This window comes from Porphyrobacter sp. MBR-155 (genome assembly GCF_040547625.1).
In the GTDB taxonomy this organism is placed as follows: Bacteria; Pseudomonadota; Alphaproteobacteria; order Sphingomonadales; family Sphingomonadaceae; genus Erythrobacter.
The window spans coordinates 167501-186564 of record NZ_JBEPQB010000003.1; the positions used below are offsets into that span (position 1 = coordinate 167501).

At 60.9% G+C, this 19064-nt stretch carries 21 protein-coding genes (1 of these 21 cut by a window edge); 15 read left to right on the top strand and 6 right to left on the bottom strand.

Annotation, left to right across the window (positions count from 1 at the left end; all coding sequences use genetic code 11):
• The 3 genes from ABIE62_RS04305 to ABIE62_RS04315 all read left to right on the top strand — a co-directional run.
• Positions 1 to 1541: the 3' portion of an ABCB family ABC transporter ATP-binding protein/permease gene (locus ABIE62_RS04305; RefSeq protein WP_354323855.1), read on the top strand. Its footprint begins 337 nt before the window's first position; only the last 1541 of its 1878 coding nucleotides appear in the window; the start codon falls outside the window, past its left edge; the stop codon is at positions 1539 to 1541.
• A gap of 100 nt (positions 1542 to 1641) precedes the next feature.
• Positions 1642 to 2187, top strand: coding sequence for a zinc ribbon domain-containing protein (locus ABIE62_RS04310; protein ID WP_354323857.1), 546 nt, complete (start codon positions 1642 to 1644; stop codon positions 2185 to 2187).
• A gap of 104 nt (positions 2188 to 2291) precedes the next feature.
• Entirely contained in the window at positions 2292 to 4247 is a 1956-nt protein-coding gene (locus ABIE62_RS04315; protein WP_354323858.1) for a S9 family peptidase, read from the top strand.
• Positions 4248 to 4291: 44 nt separating this feature from the next.
• Here the strand turns inward: ABIE62_RS04315 and hslU are convergent, their stop codons facing one another.
• The 3 genes from hslU to ABIE62_RS04330 all read right to left on the bottom strand — a co-directional run bounded on the left by hslU (position 4292) and on the right by ABIE62_RS04330 (position 6791).
• The gene (hslU, locus tag ABIE62_RS04320; RefSeq protein ID WP_354323859.1) at positions 4292 to 5593 is read right to left on the bottom strand and encodes an ATP-dependent protease ATPase subunit HslU; all 1302 of its coding nucleotides are present in this window, start codon (positions 5591 to 5593) and stop codon (positions 4292 to 4294) included.
• Positions 5594 to 5684: 91 nt separating this feature from the next.
• On the bottom strand, positions 5685 to 6242 hold the full coding sequence (gene hslV, locus ABIE62_RS04325) for an ATP-dependent protease subunit HslV (protein WP_354323861.1): 558 nt from the start codon (positions 6240 to 6242) through the stop codon (positions 5685 to 5687).
• Between the two features lie 54 nt (positions 6243 to 6296).
• Positions 6297 to 6791, bottom strand: coding sequence for an outer membrane protein assembly factor BamE (locus tag ABIE62_RS04330; RefSeq protein ID WP_354323863.1), 495 nt, complete (start codon positions 6789 to 6791; stop codon positions 6297 to 6299).
• Between the two features lie 244 nt (positions 6792 to 7035).
• On the opposite strand from ABIE62_RS04330, the gene ABIE62_RS04335 reads away from it, so the two are divergent.
• The 5 genes from ABIE62_RS04335 to ABIE62_RS04355 all read left to right on the top strand — a co-directional run bounded on the left by ABIE62_RS04335 (position 7036) and on the right by ABIE62_RS04355 (position 10076).
• Positions 7036 to 7563, top strand: coding sequence for a ubiquinol-cytochrome C chaperone family protein (locus tag ABIE62_RS04335; RefSeq protein WP_354323865.1), 528 nt, complete (start codon positions 7036 to 7038; stop codon positions 7561 to 7563).
• Complete coding sequence (locus ABIE62_RS04340) at positions 7560 to 8111, top strand: YceD family protein (RefSeq protein WP_354323867.1); 552 nt, start codon at positions 7560 to 7562, stop codon at positions 8109 to 8111. Before ABIE62_RS04335 ends, ABIE62_RS04340 begins: the two co-directional genes overlap by 4 nt.
• Positions 8112 to 8365: 254 nt before the next feature.
• Positions 8366 to 8905: a hypothetical protein gene (locus ABIE62_RS04345; protein ID WP_354323869.1), complete on the top strand. Its 540-nt coding sequence runs from the start codon at positions 8366 to 8368 to the stop codon at positions 8903 to 8905.
• Positions 8902 to 9162, top strand: coding sequence for a helix-turn-helix transcriptional regulator (locus tag ABIE62_RS04350; RefSeq protein ID WP_354323870.1), 261 nt, complete (start codon positions 8902 to 8904; stop codon positions 9160 to 9162). The genes ABIE62_RS04345 and ABIE62_RS04350 overlap by 4 nt, the downstream gene beginning before the upstream one ends.
• Positions 9159 to 10076: an acyl-CoA thioester hydrolase/BAAT C-terminal domain-containing protein gene (locus tag ABIE62_RS04355; RefSeq protein ID WP_354323872.1), complete on the top strand. Its 918-nt coding sequence runs from the start codon at positions 9159 to 9161 to the stop codon at positions 10074 to 10076. The genes ABIE62_RS04350 and ABIE62_RS04355 overlap by 4 nt, the downstream gene beginning before the upstream one ends.
• A gap of 359 nt (positions 10077 to 10435) precedes the next feature.
• Here the strand turns inward: ABIE62_RS04355 and ssb are convergent, their stop codons facing one another.
• The 3 genes from ssb to ABIE62_RS04370 all read right to left on the bottom strand — a co-directional run bounded on the left by ssb (position 10436) and on the right by ABIE62_RS04370 (position 12406).
• The gene (gene ssb, locus ABIE62_RS04360) at positions 10436 to 10972 is read right to left on the bottom strand and encodes a single-stranded DNA-binding protein (protein ID WP_354323874.1); all 537 of its coding nucleotides are present in this window, start codon (positions 10970 to 10972) and stop codon (positions 10436 to 10438) included.
• 110 nt (positions 10973 to 11082) lie between these two features.
• Positions 11083 to 11751 (bottom strand): COQ9 family protein, encoded by a 669-nt coding sequence (locus ABIE62_RS04365; RefSeq protein WP_354323875.1) that lies wholly within the window; start codon positions 11749 to 11751, stop codon positions 11083 to 11085.
• Between the two features lies 1 nt (position 11752).
• The gene (locus tag ABIE62_RS04370; RefSeq protein WP_354323877.1) at positions 11753 to 12406 is read right to left on the bottom strand and encodes an ankyrin repeat domain-containing protein; all 654 of its coding nucleotides are present in this window, start codon (positions 12404 to 12406) and stop codon (positions 11753 to 11755) included.
• 94 nt (positions 12407 to 12500) lie between these two features.
• On the opposite strand from ABIE62_RS04370, the gene ABIE62_RS04375 reads away from it, so the two are divergent.
• The 7 genes from ABIE62_RS04375 to ABIE62_RS04405 all read left to right on the top strand — a co-directional run bounded on the left by ABIE62_RS04375 (position 12501) and on the right by ABIE62_RS04405 (position 19059).
• Entirely contained in the window at positions 12501 to 13106 is a 606-nt protein-coding gene (locus ABIE62_RS04375; RefSeq protein WP_354323879.1) for an SCO family protein, read from the top strand.
• Complete coding sequence (locus ABIE62_RS04380; protein ID WP_354323881.1) at positions 13094 to 13576, top strand: YcgN family cysteine cluster protein; 483 nt, start codon at positions 13094 to 13096, stop codon at positions 13574 to 13576. Before ABIE62_RS04375 ends, ABIE62_RS04380 begins: the two co-directional genes overlap by 13 nt.
• On the top strand, positions 13573 to 14295 hold the full coding sequence (locus ABIE62_RS04385) for a M48 family metallopeptidase (protein ID WP_354323882.1): 723 nt from the start codon (positions 13573 to 13575) through the stop codon (positions 14293 to 14295). Before ABIE62_RS04380 ends, ABIE62_RS04385 begins: the two co-directional genes overlap by 4 nt.
• A gap of 45 nt (positions 14296 to 14340) precedes the next feature.
• Positions 14341 to 14811: a hypothetical protein gene (locus ABIE62_RS04390; protein WP_354323884.1), complete on the top strand. Its 471-nt coding sequence runs from the start codon at positions 14341 to 14343 to the stop codon at positions 14809 to 14811.
• The gene (ribD, locus tag ABIE62_RS04395) at positions 14808 to 15794 is read left to right on the top strand and encodes a bifunctional diaminohydroxyphosphoribosylaminopyrimidine deaminase/5-amino-6-(5-phosphoribosylamino)uracil reductase RibD (RefSeq protein WP_354324096.1); all 987 of its coding nucleotides are present in this window, start codon (positions 14808 to 14810) and stop codon (positions 15792 to 15794) included. Before ABIE62_RS04390 ends, ribD begins: the two co-directional genes overlap by 4 nt.
• A gap of 16 nt (positions 15795 to 15810) precedes the next feature.
• Entirely contained in the window at positions 15811 to 16434 is a 624-nt protein-coding gene (locus tag ABIE62_RS04400) for a riboflavin synthase (RefSeq protein WP_354323886.1), read from the top strand.
• A 219-nt stretch (positions 16435 to 16653) separates the two neighbouring features.
• Positions 16654 to 19059, top strand: a complete 2406-nt coding sequence (locus ABIE62_RS04405) for a TonB-dependent receptor (RefSeq protein ID WP_354323888.1) — start codon at positions 16654 to 16656, stop codon at positions 19057 to 19059.
• The last annotated feature ends 5 nt before the right edge of the window (positions 19060 to 19064 follow it).

A 19064-nucleotide genomic window follows, 5' to 3' on the forward strand; every position in this document is an offset into this window, starting at 1 on the left:
GCAATATCGCGTTTGAACGGGTCGGCCAGCAGGCGACGCTGAATCTGGCGGAGGATGTGTTCGCCCGCCTGCACCGCCTGTCGCTGCGTTTCCACCTCGCGCGGCGCACCGGCGAAGTCACCAAGATCATCGAACGCGGCACCAAAAGCATCGATCAGATGCTGTATTTCCTGCTGTTCAACATTGCGCCGACGATCATCGAGCTGATCGCGGTCGGGATCATCTTCTACATCAATTTCGGGATCGAGCTGGTTGCGGCGACTGCGGTGACGGTGGTGGCCTATGTCTGGGTGACGCGCGCGATCACCGAATGGCGCACCAAATTGCGGCGCGAGATGAATGACCTTGATGGCAAGGCGCTGCACCGCGCGGTTGATTCGCTGCTGAATTACGAAACGGTGAAGTATTTCGGCGCCGAGGCGCGCGAGGAAGCCCGCTATGCCAGCGCCGCGCGCGCCTATGCCGAAGCGGCGATCAAGTCGGAAAACTCGGTTGGCCTGCTCAACATGGCCCAATCGGCGATCACCAACGGGCTGGTGGCGGTCGCGATGGCCTATACCGTGTGGGGGTGGAGCAAGGGCACCTTCACCGTCGGCGATCTCGTGCTGGTCAACACCATTCTGATCCAGCTGTTCCGTCCGCTGGACGTGCTGGGCTGGGTCTATCGCACCATCCGGCAGGGCTTGATCGACATGGCCGAAATGTTCCGGCTGATCGATACCGATATCGAGGTGAAGGATGCCCCCGGCGCGCCCGCGCTGATCGTGCGCAGGCCGACGGTGGCGTTCGACAATGTCAGTTTTGGCTATGATCCGGGGCGCACGATCCTGCGCGGCCTCAGCTTTGAAGTGCCCGCCGGATCGTCGCTCGCCATCGTCGGGCCTTCTGGCGCGGGCAAGAGCACGATCGGGCGGCTGTTGTTCCGGTTCTATGATCCGACGCAAGGCCGGGTGCTGGTGGGGGGTGAGGATATTGCCACCGTTACGCAGGCGAGCGTGCGCGCCGCGATCGGCATTGTTCCGCAGGATTCGGTGCTGTTCAACGAAAACCTCGCCTACAACATCGCCTATGGGGCAAAGGACGCGGATCAGGCGATGATCGAACAGGCCGCGCGCGATGCCGCGCTGACCCCGCTGATCGAACGCCTGCCGGATCGCTATGATACGATGGTGGGCGAACGCGGACTGAAATTGTCGGGCGGAGAGAAACAGCGCGTCGCCATCGCGCGCACATTGGTGAAGAACCCGCCGATCCTGCTGCTGGATGAGGCCACCAGCGCCTTGGACAGCCGCACCGAACAGGAAATCCTCGGCACGCTGAAACGCATCGCCAGGGGGCGCACCACGATTGCGATTGCCCACCGGCTGTCGACGATTGCCGATGCGGATCGCATTATCGTGCTGGATCACGGCCAGATGGTGGAAAGCGGCAGCCACACCAGCCTGCTCGGCCAAGCCGGGCTGTATGCCGATATGTGGGCGCGCCAGGCGAATGAACAGCGCGAGAATGATCCCACCGCCGCAGTCGAAGCGGCGGAGTAACGGGTCGCGAGGCTGATAAATCCGTAAACCACCACACCAAAGCTGATTGACGTAAGGTAAGAAGCAGGTAAGTCTTATTTCCTCTTTGAGGAGGACGCGTGTGGCCCTTATTCGGTGTACTGACTGCTCAAAGGAAATTTCAGACAAGGCTTCTTCTTGCCCCAATTGCGGAGCACCTGTTGATGCTGCCAACGCAATTCCAGCACCAGATAGACTGGGGTTCGAGGACGGCGAATTCGTTGGAACCTCAGCGCAACTGGTAGAGTTGGCAAAGAAGGCAATCGGGCGTCTGAACTACCGGGTTGATAGTGCCGACGCCTCTTCAGGAACCGTGTCATTCACCACCGGAGTTACAATGGGATCGTGGTCCGGCGTTTCAGGCACAGTTTCATGGGAAGAGACATCACCGTACCACTTCAAGGTGGTTGGTCATGGCAAGCAAAACGTAAAAGGCGGACAGGTTGTCGCGATCAACCTCTTCGATGAAGCGAACGGAAAAACGAAAAATGTAATCGATGAGATGCAACGATTGGCTTGCGGAGGCTCAGAAAATGACCCGCCAGCTTCATCTTGTTTGGTACTCTTATTCGTGATCTCGGGTTTTGCTCTGGGCGGAGGAGTTCTAGCATCAAAGCTAGTCTCGTGAAGGCGGCAGTCTTTCCAGCGCACTGACATAACCGCGCACCATTGCCTGCTTTGCCGCGCGCGGTTAGTCCTTTCTCCATTCCTACACCGGAGAGAGAGCCAACAATGCGCCATGCCCGACTGCCACTGCGCCTGACCGCCCTGCTGCTTGCCGGCGCCGCCGTTCCCGCTGCTGCCCAAGATGCCGCCGCCCCTGCCGCGCCCGCTGTGCCGATCCCCGCCGCGATGACGGCTGAGGATATGCCGCCGATCCCGCTTGCCTTGGCCGAGCGCGCGCGCCCCTATCTCGAAGCGCGCGGCGCAGGCTTTGCCGGATGGGATCCGAACGCCCGCGCAGTGCTGATCTCCACCCGCTTTGCCAATGTCAGCCAGCTCCATCGGGTCGAGATGCCGCTGGGCGCGCGCACCCAGATCAGTTTCGAAGCCGAGCCGGTGAGCGGAGGCTATGCGCCGGGCAAGGGCGACATTATTCTGGTGACCAAGGATCGCGGCGGGGATGAATATTTTCAGCTCCACACCCTGAAAGATGGCCGGCTGACCTTGCTGACCGACGGCAAGAGCCGCAACGGGCTGAATGCCTGGAGCAAGGACGGCGAACTGATCGGCTATAGCTCAACCGCGCGCAACGGGGTGGATGCCGATCTTTACGTGATGAACCCGCGCGATCCGGCCTCGGCGCGGATGGTGCATGAAAGCCAGGGTGGCGGCTGGGCCATCGTCGCCTTTGCCGCTGACAAGCAGACCGCCATCGTCATCGATTATAATTCGGTCCAGGATCTTGATCCCTACCTGCTCGATCTGACGAGCGGCGCGATGGTTCCGATTGGCAATCCGGCGGCAGAGATTGCCTATGGCGGGCTGGAAATCGCGCCCGATGGCACGTTGTGGGTAACAAGCGATCAAGGATCCGATTTTCAACGCTTGGGTCGTCTAGACCCCCTCTCGGGTGCCTTTAGCCATGTTTCACGTGAAACATGGGACATCGACAGCTTCGACATTTCGGACGATGGCAAGACCATCGCCTATGTGGTGAACGAGGCTGGTTCCGACCGGCTGCGGCTGCTGGATGTGGCCAGCGGCACAGTCACCAAAGTCGATGCCCTGCCCGCTGGTCAGATCGGCGGGTTGGAGTTTGCCCCGTGGGGCGAGATCGGCTTTTCGTTCTCCTCGGCCAAAAGCGCGGCGGACGTATGGTCGCTCGATCCCAAGACGATGGCGCTAACCCGCTGGACGCAAAGCGAGACCGGCGGGCTGGACGCGGGCGTGAATGTCGAACCGCGGATCGTGACCACCCAAAGCTTTGACGGGCTGGAGGTATCGGGCCTGCTCTATCTGCCCGATCCGGTGAAGTTCCCCGGCAAACGCCCGCTGATCGTTTCTGTCCACGGCGGGCCTGAAGCGCAGAGCACCGCCGGGTTCATGGGGCGCAACAACTACTATCTCAACGAATTGGGCATCGGGATATTCTACCCCAATGTGCGCGGATCGACCGGCTATGGCAAAACCTTCGTCAGCCTCGACAATGGCCCGTTCAAGCGCGAAGATTCGGTGCGCGACATGGAGGCGTTGATTGACGCAGTGCGCAAGGATGCAGCGGTAGATGCGGCGCGCGTCGGCCTCAGCGGCGGATCATATGGCGGCTATATGTGCTATGCCGCTGCGGTGCAGATGAAGGACAAGCTGACCGCGACGCAGTGCACCGTCGCGATCAGCAATTTCGTCAGCTTCCTCGAAAACACCAACCCCTACCGGCAAGACTTGCGCCGCGTGGAATATGGTGACGAGCGCGATCCGGTGCAGCGCGCCAAGCTGACCGAGATCAGCCCGCTGACCCGCGTGAACGCAATCGAAAAGCCGATGTTCGTGATCACCGGCGCCAATGATCCGCGCGTGCCCAAATCCGAAGCCGATCAGATGGTCGCCGCGATCCGTGCCAATGGCGGCGAGGCATGGCATCTGGTCGCCGCCGATGAAGGTCACGGTTTCCGCAAGAAGGCCAATTCGGATTACGCCTTCCTCGCGCAACTGGCGTTCTGGGAAAAGCACCTGCTGGGGAAATGATCGCACGCGGCCCTCACCCCGTTCAGGGGAGAGGGCCGCGACGGTCACAGGATATATTTGCTGAGGTCGGTGTCGCCCGCCAAGTCTGCCAGCTTGTCGCGCACATAGGCAGCGTCAATCGTCACTGTTTCGCCCTTCAAGTCCTCAGCTTCAAAGCTGACTTCTTCAAGCAACCGCTCCATCACCGTCTGCAATCGCCGCGCGCCGATATTTTCGACGCTGGCGTTCACCTGCGCGGCGATGTGGGCGATTTCAGCGACGGCATCCTCGGTAATGTCGAGCGTCACGTCTTCTGTGCCGAGCAGCGCCTTGTATTGCGCCACCAGATTGGCGCGCGTTTCGGACAGGATGCGCACGAAATCCGCCTCGGTCAGCGCGCGCAGTTCGACCCGGATCGGCAAGCGGCCCTGCAATTCGGGAAGCATATCGGATGGCTTGGCGACGTGGAACGCGCCTGATGCGATGAACAATACGTGGTCGGTTTTCATCGGCCCATGCTTGGTTGCCACCGTGGTGCCTTCGATCAGCGGGAGCAGATCGCGCTGCACCCCTTCGCGCGACACCGAGCCCCCGCGCACATCGGAAACCGCGATCTTGTCGATCTCATCAAGGAACACGATCCCGCTGGTTTCGGCATTGGCGAGCGCCGCGCGCGCGACATCATCCTGATCCAGCCGCTTGTCCGCTTCCTCGTCCACCAGCCGGTCCCACGCATCGGGCACGCGCAATTTCTGGCGGCGGGTGGCTTTGCGGCCCAGCGCCTTGCCCATCATATCAGACAGGTCGATCATCCCGATCTGCCCGCCCATATTGCCCATATCAAACGGGGCAGACGGGCCATCGGCAACCTCGATCTCGACCTCGACGTCATTCATCGCGTTCTGCACGATCCTCTGGCGAAAGCTGGCCCGCGTCGCTTCGGAGGCATTGTCGCCCACCAGCGCGGTCAGCAGCCGCTCCATCGCGGCATCGGACGCTGCCTCGCGCACGGCTTCGCGGCGGCGTTCCTTTTCCAGCCGGATCGCTTCTTCAACCAGATCGCGGGCAATCTGTTCGACATCGCGCCCGACATAGCCGACTTCGGTGAACTTGGTCGCTTCAACCTTGATGAACGGGGCCTCGGCCAGCTTCGCCAGACGGCGGCTGATTTCGGTTTTGCCGCAGCCCGTCGGCCCGATCATCAGGATGTTCTTGGGCGTCACCTCGTCACGCAAATCCGCACCGAGCCGCTGGCGCCGCCAGCGGTTGCGCAGCGCCACAGCAACCGCGCGCTTGGCGTCCTGCTGGCCGATGATGTGTTCATCAAGCGCGGCGACGATGGCTTTGGGGGTAAGGTTGTCGGTCATTTTTCGAGTTCGTCATTCCGGCGAAGGCCGGAAACCAGTGTCCGGCGTTGCGATACTGGGCCCCGGCCTGCGCCGGGGTGACGGATGTGTGCTAAACGGTTTCAACCGTCAGATTACCATTGGTGAAGACGCAGATATCCGCCGCAACCGCCATGGCCTTGCGCGCGATCACTTCAGCGTCGCTTTCATAATCGGCAAGTGCACGCGCGGCGGCGAGCGCGAAGTTGCCGCCCGATCCGATCGCGGCAATTTCGCCCACTGGCTCCAGCACATCGCCATTGCCAGTCAGCACAAGCAGCGTGTCGGCATCAGCAACGATCATCAAGGCTTCGAGATTGCGCAGGTATTTGTCGGTGCGCCAGTCCTTGGCGAGTTCTACCGCCGCACGCATCAACTGGCCCGAATGCTGTTCCAGCTTTTTCTCAAGCCGCTCGAACAGGGTGAAAGCATCCGCCGTCGCCCCGGCGAACCCCGCCACGACGCTGCCATCACCAATGCGGCGCACCTTGCGCGCATTGGGTTTCATCACGGTGTTGCCCATCGACACCTGCCCATCGCCCGCGATCACGGTTTTGCCGCCGCGCCGCACGCCGATGATGGTGGTGCCGTGCCACTGGATAAGGCCGTGGCTCGCCGGATCACTTGTCATGATCCCGAATATGGCGCGCCTGTCCGCAGGATCAAGCGCGCTTGTGGCAAAGACCTATGGCCCGCCCGGCCCGCCGCCACCCGGCAGCCCGCCACCGACCTGACCAATATTGCCGAACAGGTCTTCCAGGAACCCGCGCTCACGCCCAAGCGTCGGGGTTTTGTTACCATTGGGATCGAGGAAGACCACCTTGTCCACCCCGCTGCGGTTCACGCTGATTACGCGGCCCGCATCGTCAAACTGCACCGCCAGAACGGTGTGTTCGCGGATTTTCGGGCTGTTGAATGGGCGCTGGCCGGTAATGCTGGAAACGTAATACCACGTCGGCGTGCCGAACTGACTGGTGAAGGTGGGGCGCCCCAGCGTTCCTTCGACCGATTGCTGGTTATCGATCCGCGGCTGAATCGCGTTGGTCAGCATCGGATCGACGATATAACCGCGCGATTCGCGGATCGAAGAACACGCCGGAAGCGTGGCCGCCATCGCGGCCAGCAACACGACTGCCTTGATCCTGCGCGCGCCGGATTTCATTACGCCTGCGTCTTTCATCTGCGCCAAACCGTGTTCGTCCCGTCCTGTGTCGCGCGTTTGCGCTTTTGTCCCTTGGGGGATGCGCTTTAAGGGGCTAGGCGCAAGCTTGCAACGCACCATATGGCAAAGCGGTGGCGCAGGCGGCCTGAACTGCGGTTGAACTGCGCTTGGGCGCATCCGCATGATGGGGGTTTGCGTAACAAATGCGGTGCGATTGCGCCTGCGATGATCCGATTTTGAACGTGCGAAAGGCCCGTAAAGCATGTCCTTCCTCTCCCGCCTGCTCGGCACTGCCCCCGACCCGCGTGAAAGCGTGCGTCCGCTGTGGCACCGCGTGATCGAACTGGCGCGCGACCCGGCCTATTATACCGAATGCGGTGTGGCCGATTCGATTGCCGGGCGGTTCGACATGATTACCGCTGTGCTCAGCACCGTGATGGTGCGGATCGAAGCGTCCGAAATGCGATCTGAAAGCGCGTTGCTGGCGGAATTATTCGTCGAGGATATGGACGGGCAATTGCGCGAATTCGGGGTAAATGACGTGGTGGTGGGCAAACGCATCGGCAAGCTGATGAGCGTGCTCGGCGGCAGGCTGGGCGCCTATCGCAACGCATTGAACGCGGGCGATCTGGAAAAGCTGGCCAGTGCGGTGCAGCGCAACGTGACCTTTGCCGACGGGTCGGATGAGACGGCGAGCGCGGACATGGTCGCCGAACGGTTGATGCAGCTGTCGCAGCGGCTCACCCGGTTCAGCGACGACGATATGCTCAAAGCGAGCGCGATCGAATGAGCGCGCCTCCATCTTCCGTCACGCCCCCATCCGAACTGACCCGCATGGTCAAGGCGCGGCCCCTGCCCGCCGATCCGGTGGTGATTGAGGCCAGCGCCGAGGAGCGCGCTGCGCTGGCGGCACGGTTCGGGCTGGGCGCAGTGCAGAGCCTGCGGGCCGAAGTGACGCTCGACCAAAAAGCCCGCGCGATCCGGGCGACCGGGCGGCTGCGGGCCAAACTCATGCAGCCCTGCGCGATTTCAGCCGAGGATTTCCCGGTCAGCATCGATGTCCCGGTCGACCTGCGCTTCGTCGAAGGCAGCGGCCGGCCGATGACCGAGGACGAAGCACTGGAAATCGAACTCGAAGCCGATGATTGCGACGAAATCGCCTTTACCGGCGAAATGTTCGACCTGGGCGAAGCGGTGGCGCAGACACTCGGCCTCGCGATTGATCCCTACGCCGAAGGGCCGAATGCCGGAGCCGCGCGCAAAGCCGCAGGGATCGTGGCCGAGGGCGAGCAGGACGGGCCGATGGCGGAAATGCTGGCGGCGCTGAAGAAGGATTAGGCGGAACGTCCGCTTTTGGGTGGCGCGATATTCGCCAAGAATGGCGGGGATTGGGTGGTTTGTTGCCGGTCCGCTATTCGAACACCAGTTTGGCGCGACTTGAACTATCTCTTGATGTCTGGTTCACCGAACACTATGTCCGGTAAACCAGACACGGAGTTCCTCGGTCGATGCCACGAAGTATCATTACCGCATGCGGTGCGTTAGCCTTCGGTGTCCTGCTTGCCCTAGCTTCCCTGCATTTGAATTTCCCCATGGGATGGATCGGTGCGCTAGCTCTCGTGACATGGACTGCGTGGGCATGGCGGCGATGGGCAACGCTGGAAAAAACGACCGGATTGGAGCCGGGTGCTCCCGAGAGAAATGTGCGTTTCTATGCTGTGGGGACGGCACTACTTTTTGGTCACCTGATTGCGACGCTCGCTTATCCGGACATAGACTTTCACGTCGGTCACGGAAATTATCTGGCAATAGATTCGTGGACAATACTGGCGACGATGATCGTCGTGAGCTTTGCAGTGAGCAAGGCAGGCAATATCCGCGATGAGCGCGACGAAACGATCATAGCGCGCGGGACAAAGGCGGGCTTTGTGTCCTTGATCGCAGGGTTGGTCATATTTTCGTTTGTGATGGCATTTTTTCCGCCAGTTCAGGGAAAATCGCTGACACTTTTCATGGCCGGAAATATTCAAATTGCGATAGTTGTTGCATCTTTGCTGATCAAATATGCGACCCAACTGATCGAATATGCCAAAGATACGAATGCTGCGAGCGCGATTGGTCCTGACGAATGACTACCCTCCAGATCGGCAATAACATTCGCCGGTTCCGCTTTGACCAAGCGGAAATGACCCAGGCGCAACTCGCTGAAATCGTGGGCGTCACACGCCAAACAATCGTTGCTCTGGAAACGGGCCGATATGCTCCATCTCTGGAACTGGCCATGAAATTGGCGGCTGCATTCGGGTGCACTGTGGACGCTTTGTTTTTCTGGAAAGACCCGGAATTTGGGCGCGCAGACGCGCAGTCCCACATCAACAAGGATTCATGATGACCAAGTCAATTAAGTTCCTAAAATGGGCAGGTATTTCGATATCTGCGCTGATCGCGGTTGCAGTTGGTATTTACGCCTATCTGGTAATCAGCTTTGATGATCAAACGCTGCCGGAAAACCATGGCAGAGTGAATACAGAGCTTTTTCTGGGTGAGGGTGATAATCAACCTCTGATTGTCGGCTTCGGCGGTGCCGAAGGCGGTAATGCTTGGGCAAGCGACGTTTGGAAAGAGCAGCGCGACGCGTTCATCGCGCAGGGATACGCATTCCTGGCGGTGGCGTATTTTGGTGAGCAGGGAACTCCAGAAAATCTTGACCGCATTGCTTTGGAAGGCGTCCACCAAGCAATTCGCGATGCCGCCAATAAGCCGAAGATAAACGGAGAATGCGTCGCCCTGATTGGCGGTTCCAAGGGCGCAGAATTGGCCCTGCTTCTTGGAAGCCACTATTCCGATATTGATGCCGTTGTCGCCATAGTGCCGGGCAATGCAGTATACCCTGGGGTCACCATTGCAATGAATACGCCGTCATTTACCTTGAATAGAGAGAATTTGCCTTTTGTGCCAATGCCCACAAGCGCAACATGGCCGCTGATCAAGGGAGACTTGAGGGCTGTTTGGGAAGAGATGCTGAAAAATCAGAAAGCCGTGGATGCCGCTTCAATCGAAGTCGAGAAAATTAGCGGTCCGGTGTTTTTCTTGTCTGCGACCAAGGATGAATTCTGGCCATCAACGGAGATGTCTGCCTCGATGGTGGAGCGCCTCGAGGGGAACGGATTTCCATATTATTTCGAACATCTTGCAATTGAGGGCGGGCATAATGCACCGCTTGATCACTTCGATGTCGTTGAGCGGTTTCTCGCCAATAATTTCTTGCAAGGCGATTCATCTGGCTGTTCGGAGGCGCCATAGGTTCCAAGAGTAGGACATGAACGAACCTTGCACGGCCTTGGCTTGACGACCGACTTGGCGTCGCAAGCCGAACGGCAGGAATTTCCTCAACCGGGACGATTGTGTTGAAAAACCCGGCGCTGAGATCGCTGCTGGCGCGATCAGGGAGGGCGCGCAGAGGCTTCGCCCCCGCTTATGCGGGGGTTGGGGTGGCTGGCATCAGGATCAGCGTGGCCATTTTCCGAAGGTTTTGGGCGGCGGCGGCGGTGGTGGAACGCTGTTGGCTGCGAGCGCCGCAGCAAAAAGTTCTGAAAGCACGATAACCCCGCGATAAGCCACACCCGATCAGCGCTAGAGCTACCATGCCTTAAGCGCTTAAGTCAAAACGGAATATCATCATCCAGATCGTCATAGCCGCCACCCGAACCGCTGCCCGCGCCGCCTGAAGAACCGCCGCCCGCAGAGCCGCCGCTCTGATCCCAGTCGCCGCTACTGCCGCCTGCTGCTGCGCCGCCGCCATAGCCGCTCGCGCTGCCGCCCGAACGCCCACCACCGCCGCCGCCCTGCGCGCCATCAAGCATGGTCAGCGTGCCGCCGAGGCCTTGAATGACGATCTCGGTGCTGTAACGATCCTGCCCGCTTTGATCCTGCCATTTGCGGGTTTGCAGCTTGCCTTCGACGAAGACCTTGCTGCCCTTTTTGAGGTAGCGTTCGACCACGCCGACCAGCCCTTCGGAAAAGATCGCGACCGTGTGCCACTCGGTCTTTTCCTTGCGTTCACCGGTCTGGCGATCCTTCCACGTTTCCGATGTGGCGATCCGCAGATTGGCGACCTTGCCGCCGTTCTGAAAACTGCGAATTTCGGGATCGGCCCCCAGATTGCCGATCAGCATGACCTTGTTGAGCGAACCCGCCATCGAAACGTCCCTTCCCGTCAAAAACTTGCGCGCGCGAATGCGCGACTCTTGCGAGCGTCATAGGACATCAAAGCGGGCGAGACGACAAGCCCCGTGGGCTAATCCCCGAATTACCTTGCCGGATAGCGCAATCGGCCGAGAAACCGCGTCAGGCTCGGCAATTCGCGGTCTTTGTTCAGAAACTGGGCCTTGGCCTTTTCAAACCGCATCACCCCGTCAATCCGGCGGTCAAGGAAAGCGTGGGTATCGGCTTTGTCTTCGCTGTCATCATTCACGAAAACCGCCAGCGTGGCTGAATAGATGCCCGCAAGGATCGCGCGCTTGGTGTAGTGGTTGTAATCGGTCGCGGTGTCGCCCGCCAGCCGCCACATGATATCGGCCGACCGCCATCCCAGCTTTAGCGCGCGCGGCGCGTTCTGCGGCTGCGCCATTACCGCCAGCGCGCGGCGCACGGCTTCGTCAATATGCGCCACCGCGTCCAGCCGGAACGCGACCAGCGTGCGGATGCGTTCGCGGATTTTCAGCGTCGCCAGCCGATCGGCGGGCCATTGCGCCGCCATTGCTGCATCGACACTAGTGATCCACGCTTCGATCATGTCCATCGGCTTTGCGCCGGGGAAGGCGAGCCGGGCAATATCGACATCGCACCCGGCCATTTCCGCCGCCGCAATCAGCGCGGTTTCGTTCCAGCCGTCGAAGATCGCCGAGGCGGCAATATCGGGGGCGAGTGCGACGCGCAGTTCATCCAGCGTCAGGTCGGAAAAATCGGTGGTGGCCATATCAGAACGATGGCCCGTAATCGCGCTTTGGCCCTGCCTCTTCGCGCTTGGTGTCAGCATTGGTGAATTCCTGCTTCATCAGCGTATTGCCGCTCATCAACTCCATGTAATCGCGCGCGGAACGCCCGGAATTATCGTTGTGGTCAGGATCGGCGCCCTGTTCCAGCAGCACCCGCACCAGCGCCACATTGCGCGAATGCACGGCGGCGATCAGCGGGGTTTCCCCGGTCTGATCGCTGACATTGACACTCGCCCCGCCCTTGATCAGCGCTTCGACCCCTTCGGTAAAGCCCATCGATGTCGCCAGTTGCAGCGGGGTCACGCCTTTCTTGTTGCGGATATTGGGATCGGCCCCGCGCTGCAGCAGGAACCGGATCCACAACACGTCGCTGCGCGCGACCACGATATGCAGGCCGGTTTCACCTGAGGTGATATCGCGGGTGTTGACAATAGTGCTGCCCGGCTTGTTGAGCATGTCGGTGACCTCTTCCCCTTCACGATCCTTGACCGCTTCGAGGAACTTGTACCCCTCAGACTGGAACTGCGCTGCAGCAGGAACGCCCAGCGCCACCACGATTATCGGCGCCAGTATCGCCATGATTGCACTGGCAATCGCGCGGCGAGCGCTTAATTTGCGCAAAACAACGGCCGTCACGGTTTGATCCTTTCGCATTACCTGTCACACATCTGGTGTGTATAGCGGGAGTGGGCAAGCCTCGTTCCCTTCGCAAGCCAACAGTTAGCAGAGCATGAACCGTATCAACAAGCCTTCCGCCACATTCGCCCTTCTGATCGCTGGCGCGCTGGCGCTGGCGGGCTGCAATGCCGCCGCGCCTGATGCTGAACCGCCACTGGCGGGCGCAGCCATCGGCGGCGATTTTGCGCTCACCGCCAGCGATGGGCGCACCGTCAAGTGGGACGATTTTGCCGACAAATACCGCGTTGTCTATTTCGGCTATGCCTTTTGCCCCGATATCTGCCCCACCGACATGCAGCGCGTCGCGCAGGGGCTGAAGGTGCTGAAGGCGAGTGATCCCGCCAAGGCGGCAAAGATCCAACCGATCTTCATCACCATCGACCCCGAACGTGATACGCCGCAGGTGGTGGGCGAATTCGCCGCCGCGTTCTCGCCCGACATCATCGGGTTGACCGGCACCCCCGATCAGATCGCCGCTGCGGCCAAAACGTTCAAGGTGTTCTATGCCAAGGGCGAAGTGGTTGAAGGCGGCGGATACCTCGTCGATCATTCCGCTATCACTTACCTGTTCGGCCCCAAGGGCGAACCGCTGGCGACGCTGCCAACCGATCAAGGCGCCGATGCGGTGGCGGCGGAACTGGACAAATGGGTGAATTGAGAGAGCATTTCTGGGAGCTGCCCTTGGGCGAGCTGACCCGGCCCGAATGGGAAGCGCTGTGCGATGGCTGCGGGCGCTGCTGCCTACACAAGATCGAAGACGAAGACACTGGCGAAATCGTCGACACCAACATTGCCTGCCGCCTGCTGGATACCGGCACGGCGCAGTGCAGCGATTACCGCAACCGCAAGGCCTTCGTCCCCGATTGCCTGCGGTTGACGCTGCGGATTGTCGAACAGGTGAGCTGGCTGCCATCCACCTGCGCCTATCGTCTGCGCGCCGATGGCCGCCCGCTGCCAGGCTGGCATTATCTGATCAGCGGTGATCGTGATGCGGTGCGCCGGTTGGGCGTATCGGTGGTGGGCCGGGTGGTGAGCGAGGTCGACGCCGGGCCGCTGGAACATCACATCGTTGAATGGCCTTCACCGCGACATGACCGCCCGATGCTTGAGGAGGACGCCGAAGCGTGATCGACTGGCTGCGCCGCCCTGCCTTGGATGCCGCAATCGAGCTTGGCGGCAAACGCCTTCCGATCGTGCTCAAGCGGCAGCATAATGCCCGGAGGCTGACCTTGCGGCTCGCCCCCGATGGCAACGAAGTGCGCGTTACTCTGCCCGCCTGGGCCGAAGGGCGCGAGGCGATTGCCTTTGCCCATGCCCGCAGCGATTGGCTGGCTAGCCAACTGGCAAAGCTGCCTGCCCGCGCTGTGCCCGAACCGGGGGGCGAGGTTCGCTATCGCGGCACCGCACTGCGGCTGACGTGGGAGGCCAAAGCCCCGCGCCGCCCTGAAATCACGGGCGAGGCTTTGCGTATCGGTGGGCCGCAGACCGGGCTGGAGACGCGCCTGCGCCGCTGGCTTGAGGCCGAGGGACTGCGCCTCGCCCAAGCCGACATGCACGAATATTGCGCTGCCGCCGGGCTGGAACCGGTGCCCGTTGGCCTCACCCGCGCTCAGCGCCGCTGGGGATCATGTTCGGACAAAAGCCGCATCCGCATCAATTGGCGGCTGGTGCAGGCCCCCGATCACGTCCGCCGGTCGGTGGTGGCGCACGAAGTCGCGCATCTGGTGCACTTCGATCACAGTCCCGCGTTCCATGCGTTGCTGGCACGCATCTTCGAAGGCGAGATTGCGGCGGCTGACCGCTGGTTAAAGGAACATGGGCGCGGGCTTTATTCGGCGTTCGGATAAGAGACAGGTTTTGCGTTCGGGCGGACGCCTCCCTATAATGGGCTGATGCTGTCCAATTCCCGCTTCAACCCAGCCCCCGGCCTCGCCGATTTCTGGAACGAGTTCCGGCGGCCCAATCCCTATCGCTGGCCCATTCTGGTGCTGTCGATCATGCCGGTGGCGGTGATCCTGTATTGGGCGATGGGCACCACGGTTTACAAGGACCCCGAACGGCCAACGATCACCTATATCACCACGGTCGACCCGGCGCGCAGTGACGCGGAAATCGCCGCTGAAAACCTCGCCAACCAAGAGGTCAAAGACCTGCGCGCGGCTGAGCTTGCCCGGATCGCGCAGCGCAAGCGTGAAATGTACAAGGCGCTGGGCGCGGCCGCAGGGATGGATGTCGAAGAGATAGAGCGCAAGGCCGATGCCGAGCGCGCTGCCGAAGAAGCTGCGAGGGCCAAGCGCCGCGAAGAACTGCTTCAACAGGCTGGCAGGTCGGCTGACACCAGCAGCGAAGGTGCTGAGCAATAGCCGCCAGCGCGCTTCCGACCGATCACGACTGGATGGCCGCCGCCGCGCGGTTGTCGCTGCGCGCCCGCCCGCTGTCGCGCCCCAACCCCGGCGTCGCCGCGTTGGTGGTGCACCGGGGCCGGGTGGCGGCGCACGGGTGGACGGCGGCAGGCGGGCGGCCCCATGCCGAGGCAACGGCGCTGGCGGGGCTGGCCCCGGACGTGCTCGCGCAGGCGACGCTTTACGTCACACTTGAACCTTGCGCGCACCAATCAGCGCGCGGCCCGGCCTGCGCCGACCTGATCGTCGCGGCCAAACCCGCCCGCGTGGTGATTGGACAGCGCGACCCCGATCCGCGCACCGCGGGTCAGGGCATCGCCCGGCTGGAAGCGGCGGGGATTGCGGTGGGGTTGCTCAATGATGCAACCTCTGCCGCCAGCCTTGCCGGGTTTCTGACCCGCCAGCACTCCGGGCGGCCGTGGGTCACGCTCAAGCTCGCCACATCGCTCGATGGCTGCATCGCGCTGGCTGATGGCACCAGCCGCTGGATCACCGGAGAGGCCGCGCGCGCGCACGTCCATGCGATCCGCGCGCAGCATGATGCGATTCTGGTGGGCGGCGGGACGTGGCGTGCGGACGCGCCGCGCCTTGATGTTCGCCTGCCGGGGCTGGAAGCGCGCTCGCCAAGGCGGGTAGTGCTGACGCGCGGGCCAGCGCCCGAAGGCGTCACCGCGATTGCCGCGCCGCAGGACATCGCGGGGCTTGATGGCGCGCTCTATTGCTATGTCGAAGGCGGGGGCGAGACGGCAGCGGCTTTCCTCGCAGCTGATCTGGTGGACGAACTGCATCTTTACCGCGCGCCAATCCTGATCGGCGATGGCCGCCGCAGCTTGGGCGGGCTGGGGCTGGCGAGCCTTGCTGATGCGCATGGCCGCTGGCGCTTGCGCGATCAGCGCAAGCTTGGCAGCGACACCTTCACGGCCTATCTGCGCGGCCGAGCTTAACGAGGAACCCAGCCCCATGTTCACCGGCATCGTCACCGCCATCGGCACCATCGCATCCGCCGAACAACGCGGCGACCTGCGGCTGCGGATCACCGCCCCGCTCGACCCAGCGCGGATCGATATCGGCGCATCGATTGCCTTTTCGGGCGTGTGTCTGACGGTGGTGGAGCGCGGCGGAACTGCGGGCGATGCGTGGTTCGATGTCGATCTGTCCGGCGAAAGCATCAGCCGCACCGTGCCCGGCATGTGGGCGGTGGGTGCCAGGCTCAACCTTGAACCCTCGTTGCGGCTGGGTGACGAGTTGGGCGGACACATAGTCACCGGCCATGTCGATTCGGTCGGCACGGTTGTGCTGGTGCGGCAGGAAGGCGGCAGCTGGCAGGTCGCCATCCGCGCACGCGCCGAAATGGCCCCGTTCATCGCGGAAAAAGGCTCGATCACGGTCAACGGCGTATCGCTGACCGTAAACGACGTGCGCGACCGGGACGATGGCACTTGCGATTTCCTGCTCAACATCATTCCCCACACCGCCGTCGTGACGACGCTGGGTCAGTTGGCGGTGGACGACAAGGTCAACCTCGAGATTGACGTGCTGGCGCGCTATTTGAAGCGGATGCAATCGCTCGCAGCGGCGGGTTAAGGTCAGCGAAGAACCGATATTCGGGCGCGATCTGGCTGTCTTTGGCGGCTGGGCATGTGGTGCATCGCTGCAACGATCAGTCCTTGAAATGTGTGAGCGATTCCAGCGTCCATTGTTGGGCTTTCGGTAATGTGACAATCTGACTGCGTGAAGGCCTGCGCATTAAGCTACGCATCAAGAAAGCGGGCCGAATAATATCTATGCTTGGGGAGAGCATCCATGAAAGTTGCCAACGCATCCAACAAGTTCCTTCGCGGCCTGCTCTTGGCCGGCACAGCTTCAGCCTTCTGGGCAAGCCCGGCATTGGCACAGCAGAATGCTTCGGGTTCCGCCGAAAGCGGTGATAATGCTTCGGGCAATGTGATCATCGTTACCGCGACAAAACGCGATACCACAATTCAGGATGTGCCCTTTTCGATCAACGCACAGACGCAGGAAGACATTCAGAAATCCGGCGCAGTGACGCTGGAGGATTTGTCGCGTAACGTGGCGGGTCTGACGATCCAGAATTTGGGGCCTGGGCAAAGCCAGGTTTCGGTTCGCGGTATTTCTGCCGGGCAGGTGGTGCGCGATCAGCCCGGCGTGAAGGAACAGGTCGGCGTCTATCTTGATGAATCGGTCATTTCGCTATCGCTGTTTACGCCCGACCTTGATCTGTTTGATCTCAACCGGGTTGAAACCCTGCGCGGTCCGCAGGGCACCTTGTTCGGTTCCGGTTCGATGGGCGGCACGATCCGCTATATCTCGAACCAGCCAAAACTGGGGGTGACAGAAGGTCTGGTCGAAGCTGACATCAACGCGATTGATGGCGGCAACGCAGGCGGCAGCTTCAAGGCTGCGGTCAATCTGCCGCTGAGTGATATCGCGGCGGTCCGCGCGGTGGGTTACTATACCCGCTATGCCGGGTTTGTTGATGCCGCTGGCCCGGGTGGGGGCAAGAATGTCAATGATGGGGAGCGTTACGGCGGCAGGCTGGCGCTGACCGTGGAGCCGACCGACAATATTTCGATTACCCCGCGCGTTATCTATCAGAAGATTTCGGTAAACGGGTTCAACCGGCAGGAAACCTTCAATCTTTTTGCCAACCCTTTTACCACCAGCCGGCCCCCGCAACAGCTTGGCAAGCGTGAACAATTCCTGTTGCTGAAAGAGGATTTTGAGGACGAAACCTTCATCGCCGATCTGACGGTGCGGATCGGGCTTGGTAATGTCGATCTCACCTCGGTAACATCCTATACCAATCGCGATATTCTGGTCAGCCGCGATGCCAGTGCGCTCAGCGGTTCCGTTTCGGTTGATCTTGGCTTCCCCGACGAAGCAGTGCTGCTGCCGTCTAACCTGCGCGACACCACTGACCTGGAAACCTTCACGCAAGAAATTCGTCTCGCGTCCGATTATGATGGCCCGTTCCAGTGGTTGATCGGCGGTTTCTATTCCGATGTGCAGCGCAATTACATGCAGCGCCTGCCAACTCCCGGTTATGACGCATTTACCGATGCGGTGCTGGGCGCGGGCACTTCGGCGGCGGTAGCCAACGGCTTTCCGGCGGATTCGCCGTTCAATTCGGATCTTCCGTTCGATATCGAACAGACTGCGGTGTTTGGCGAAGTGAGCTACGAAATCACCGAGAAGCTGACCTTTACTGCGGGCGGGCGTTATTACGATTTTGATGAAATCCGCACCATCACCACCGGCGGCCTGTTCGCCAATGGTGATACTGGCGTAGTAGATCGCACCGCATCGGATGGCTTTACCCCGCGTTTTCTGCTGAGCTACGCCGCCAGCCCTGATGTTTCGATCAATGCTCAGGTGTCGCAAGGCTTCCGGCTTGGCGGCGTCAATGATCCGCTCAACACCCCGCTTTGCAATGCGGAGGACCTTGCCCTGTTTGGCGGATTTCAGGATTATGACGACGAAAAGCTATGGAACTACGAACTGGGTGTGAAGACGCAGGGCAATGGCTTCACCTTCAACGCTGCTGCCTTTTATAATGATATCAACAACCTTCAGACAACTTTGGATGCCGGTAGCTGTTCATCGCGGATTGTGTTCAACGTGCCTGATGCACACACCGCCGGGGTGGAAGCCGAAGTCGGGGTCACCCCGTTTGACGGCCTCAAGATCAATCTGAGCGGCAGCTACATCGAGGCTGAATTTGACAGCACGCTTCCTGGTGTGCTGGCTGGCGCAACCGGCATTCGCGATGGCAATCGCCTGCCTTCGGTGCCCAAATTCCAGTTTTCAGCCAATGGCAGCTATGAATGGGCTGTTGGCGCATCGACCACGGCGTTTGTGACGGGCTCTGTCCAGCATGTCGGATCGCGCTTCACCCAGCCTTCCGATCAGGAAGACAACCCGCGCACCTTTGTTCACGGATTGCCGTTTGCAGGGATGCCTGCCGATGCCGCGACAACGATTGACCTGAAATTGCCTGATTACCAATTGGTCAATTTAAGCGCCGGGGTCGAACTTGATAGCGGGCTATCACTGACCGCCTATGTCGACAACGTGTTCGATGAAAACGCGCTGCTGTCGTTCGATCGCGAACGCGGCGGACGCGCACGGCTTGGGTTCAATATCGGCCAGCCGCGCACCTTTGGGGTGACTGCGCGTCAGAAGTTCTGATTATC

Bases quoted from the DNA above. Each gene is read 5' to 3' on its own strand.
- ABIE62_RS04315 (WP_354323858.1), top strand. From the start codon at position 2,292: ATGCGCCATGCCCGACTGCCACTGCGCCTGACCGCCCTGCTGCTTGCC.
- hslU (WP_354323859.1), bottom strand. From the start codon at position 5,593: ATGACCGACAACCTTACCCCCAAAGCCATCGTCGCCGCGCTTGATGAA.
- hslV (WP_354323861.1), bottom strand. From the start codon at position 6,242: ATGACAAGTGATCCGGCGAGCCACGGCCTTATCCAGTGGCACGGCACC.
- ABIE62_RS04330 (WP_354323863.1), bottom strand. From the start codon at position 6,791: ATGAAAGACGCAGGCGTAATGAAATCCGGCGCGCGCAGGATCAAGGCA.
- ABIE62_RS04335 (WP_354323865.1), top strand. From the start codon at position 7,036: ATGTCCTTCCTCTCCCGCCTGCTCGGCACTGCCCCCGACCCGCGTGAA.
- ABIE62_RS04340 (WP_354323867.1), top strand. From the start codon at position 7,560: ATGAGCGCGCCTCCATCTTCCGTCACGCCCCCATCCGAACTGACCCGC.
- ABIE62_RS04345 (WP_354323869.1), top strand. From the start codon at position 8,366: ATGGGATGGATCGGTGCGCTAGCTCTCGTGACATGGACTGCGTGGGCA.
- ABIE62_RS04350 (WP_354323870.1), top strand. From the start codon at position 8,902: ATGACTACCCTCCAGATCGGCAATAACATTCGCCGGTTCCGCTTTGAC.
- ABIE62_RS04355 (WP_354323872.1), top strand. From the start codon at position 9,159: ATGATGACCAAGTCAATTAAGTTCCTAAAATGGGCAGGTATTTCGATA.
- ssb (WP_354323874.1), bottom strand. From the start codon at position 10,972: ATGGCGGGTTCGCTCAACAAGGTCATGCTGATCGGCAATCTGGGGGCC.
- ABIE62_RS04365 (WP_354323875.1), bottom strand. From the start codon at position 11,751: ATGGCCACCACCGATTTTTCCGACCTGACGCTGGATGAACTGCGCGTC.
- ABIE62_RS04375 (WP_354323879.1), top strand. From the start codon at position 12,501: ATGAACCGTATCAACAAGCCTTCCGCCACATTCGCCCTTCTGATCGCT.
- ABIE62_RS04380 (WP_354323881.1), top strand. From the start codon at position 13,094: ATGGGTGAATTGAGAGAGCATTTCTGGGAGCTGCCCTTGGGCGAGCTG.
- ABIE62_RS04390 (WP_354323884.1), top strand. From the start codon at position 14,341: ATGCTGTCCAATTCCCGCTTCAACCCAGCCCCCGGCCTCGCCGATTTC.
- ABIE62_RS04400 (WP_354323886.1), top strand. From the start codon at position 15,811: ATGTTCACCGGCATCGTCACCGCCATCGGCACCATCGCATCCGCCGAA.
- ABIE62_RS04405 (WP_354323888.1), top strand. From the start codon at position 16,654: ATGAAAGTTGCCAACGCATCCAACAAGTTCCTTCGCGGCCTGCTCTTG.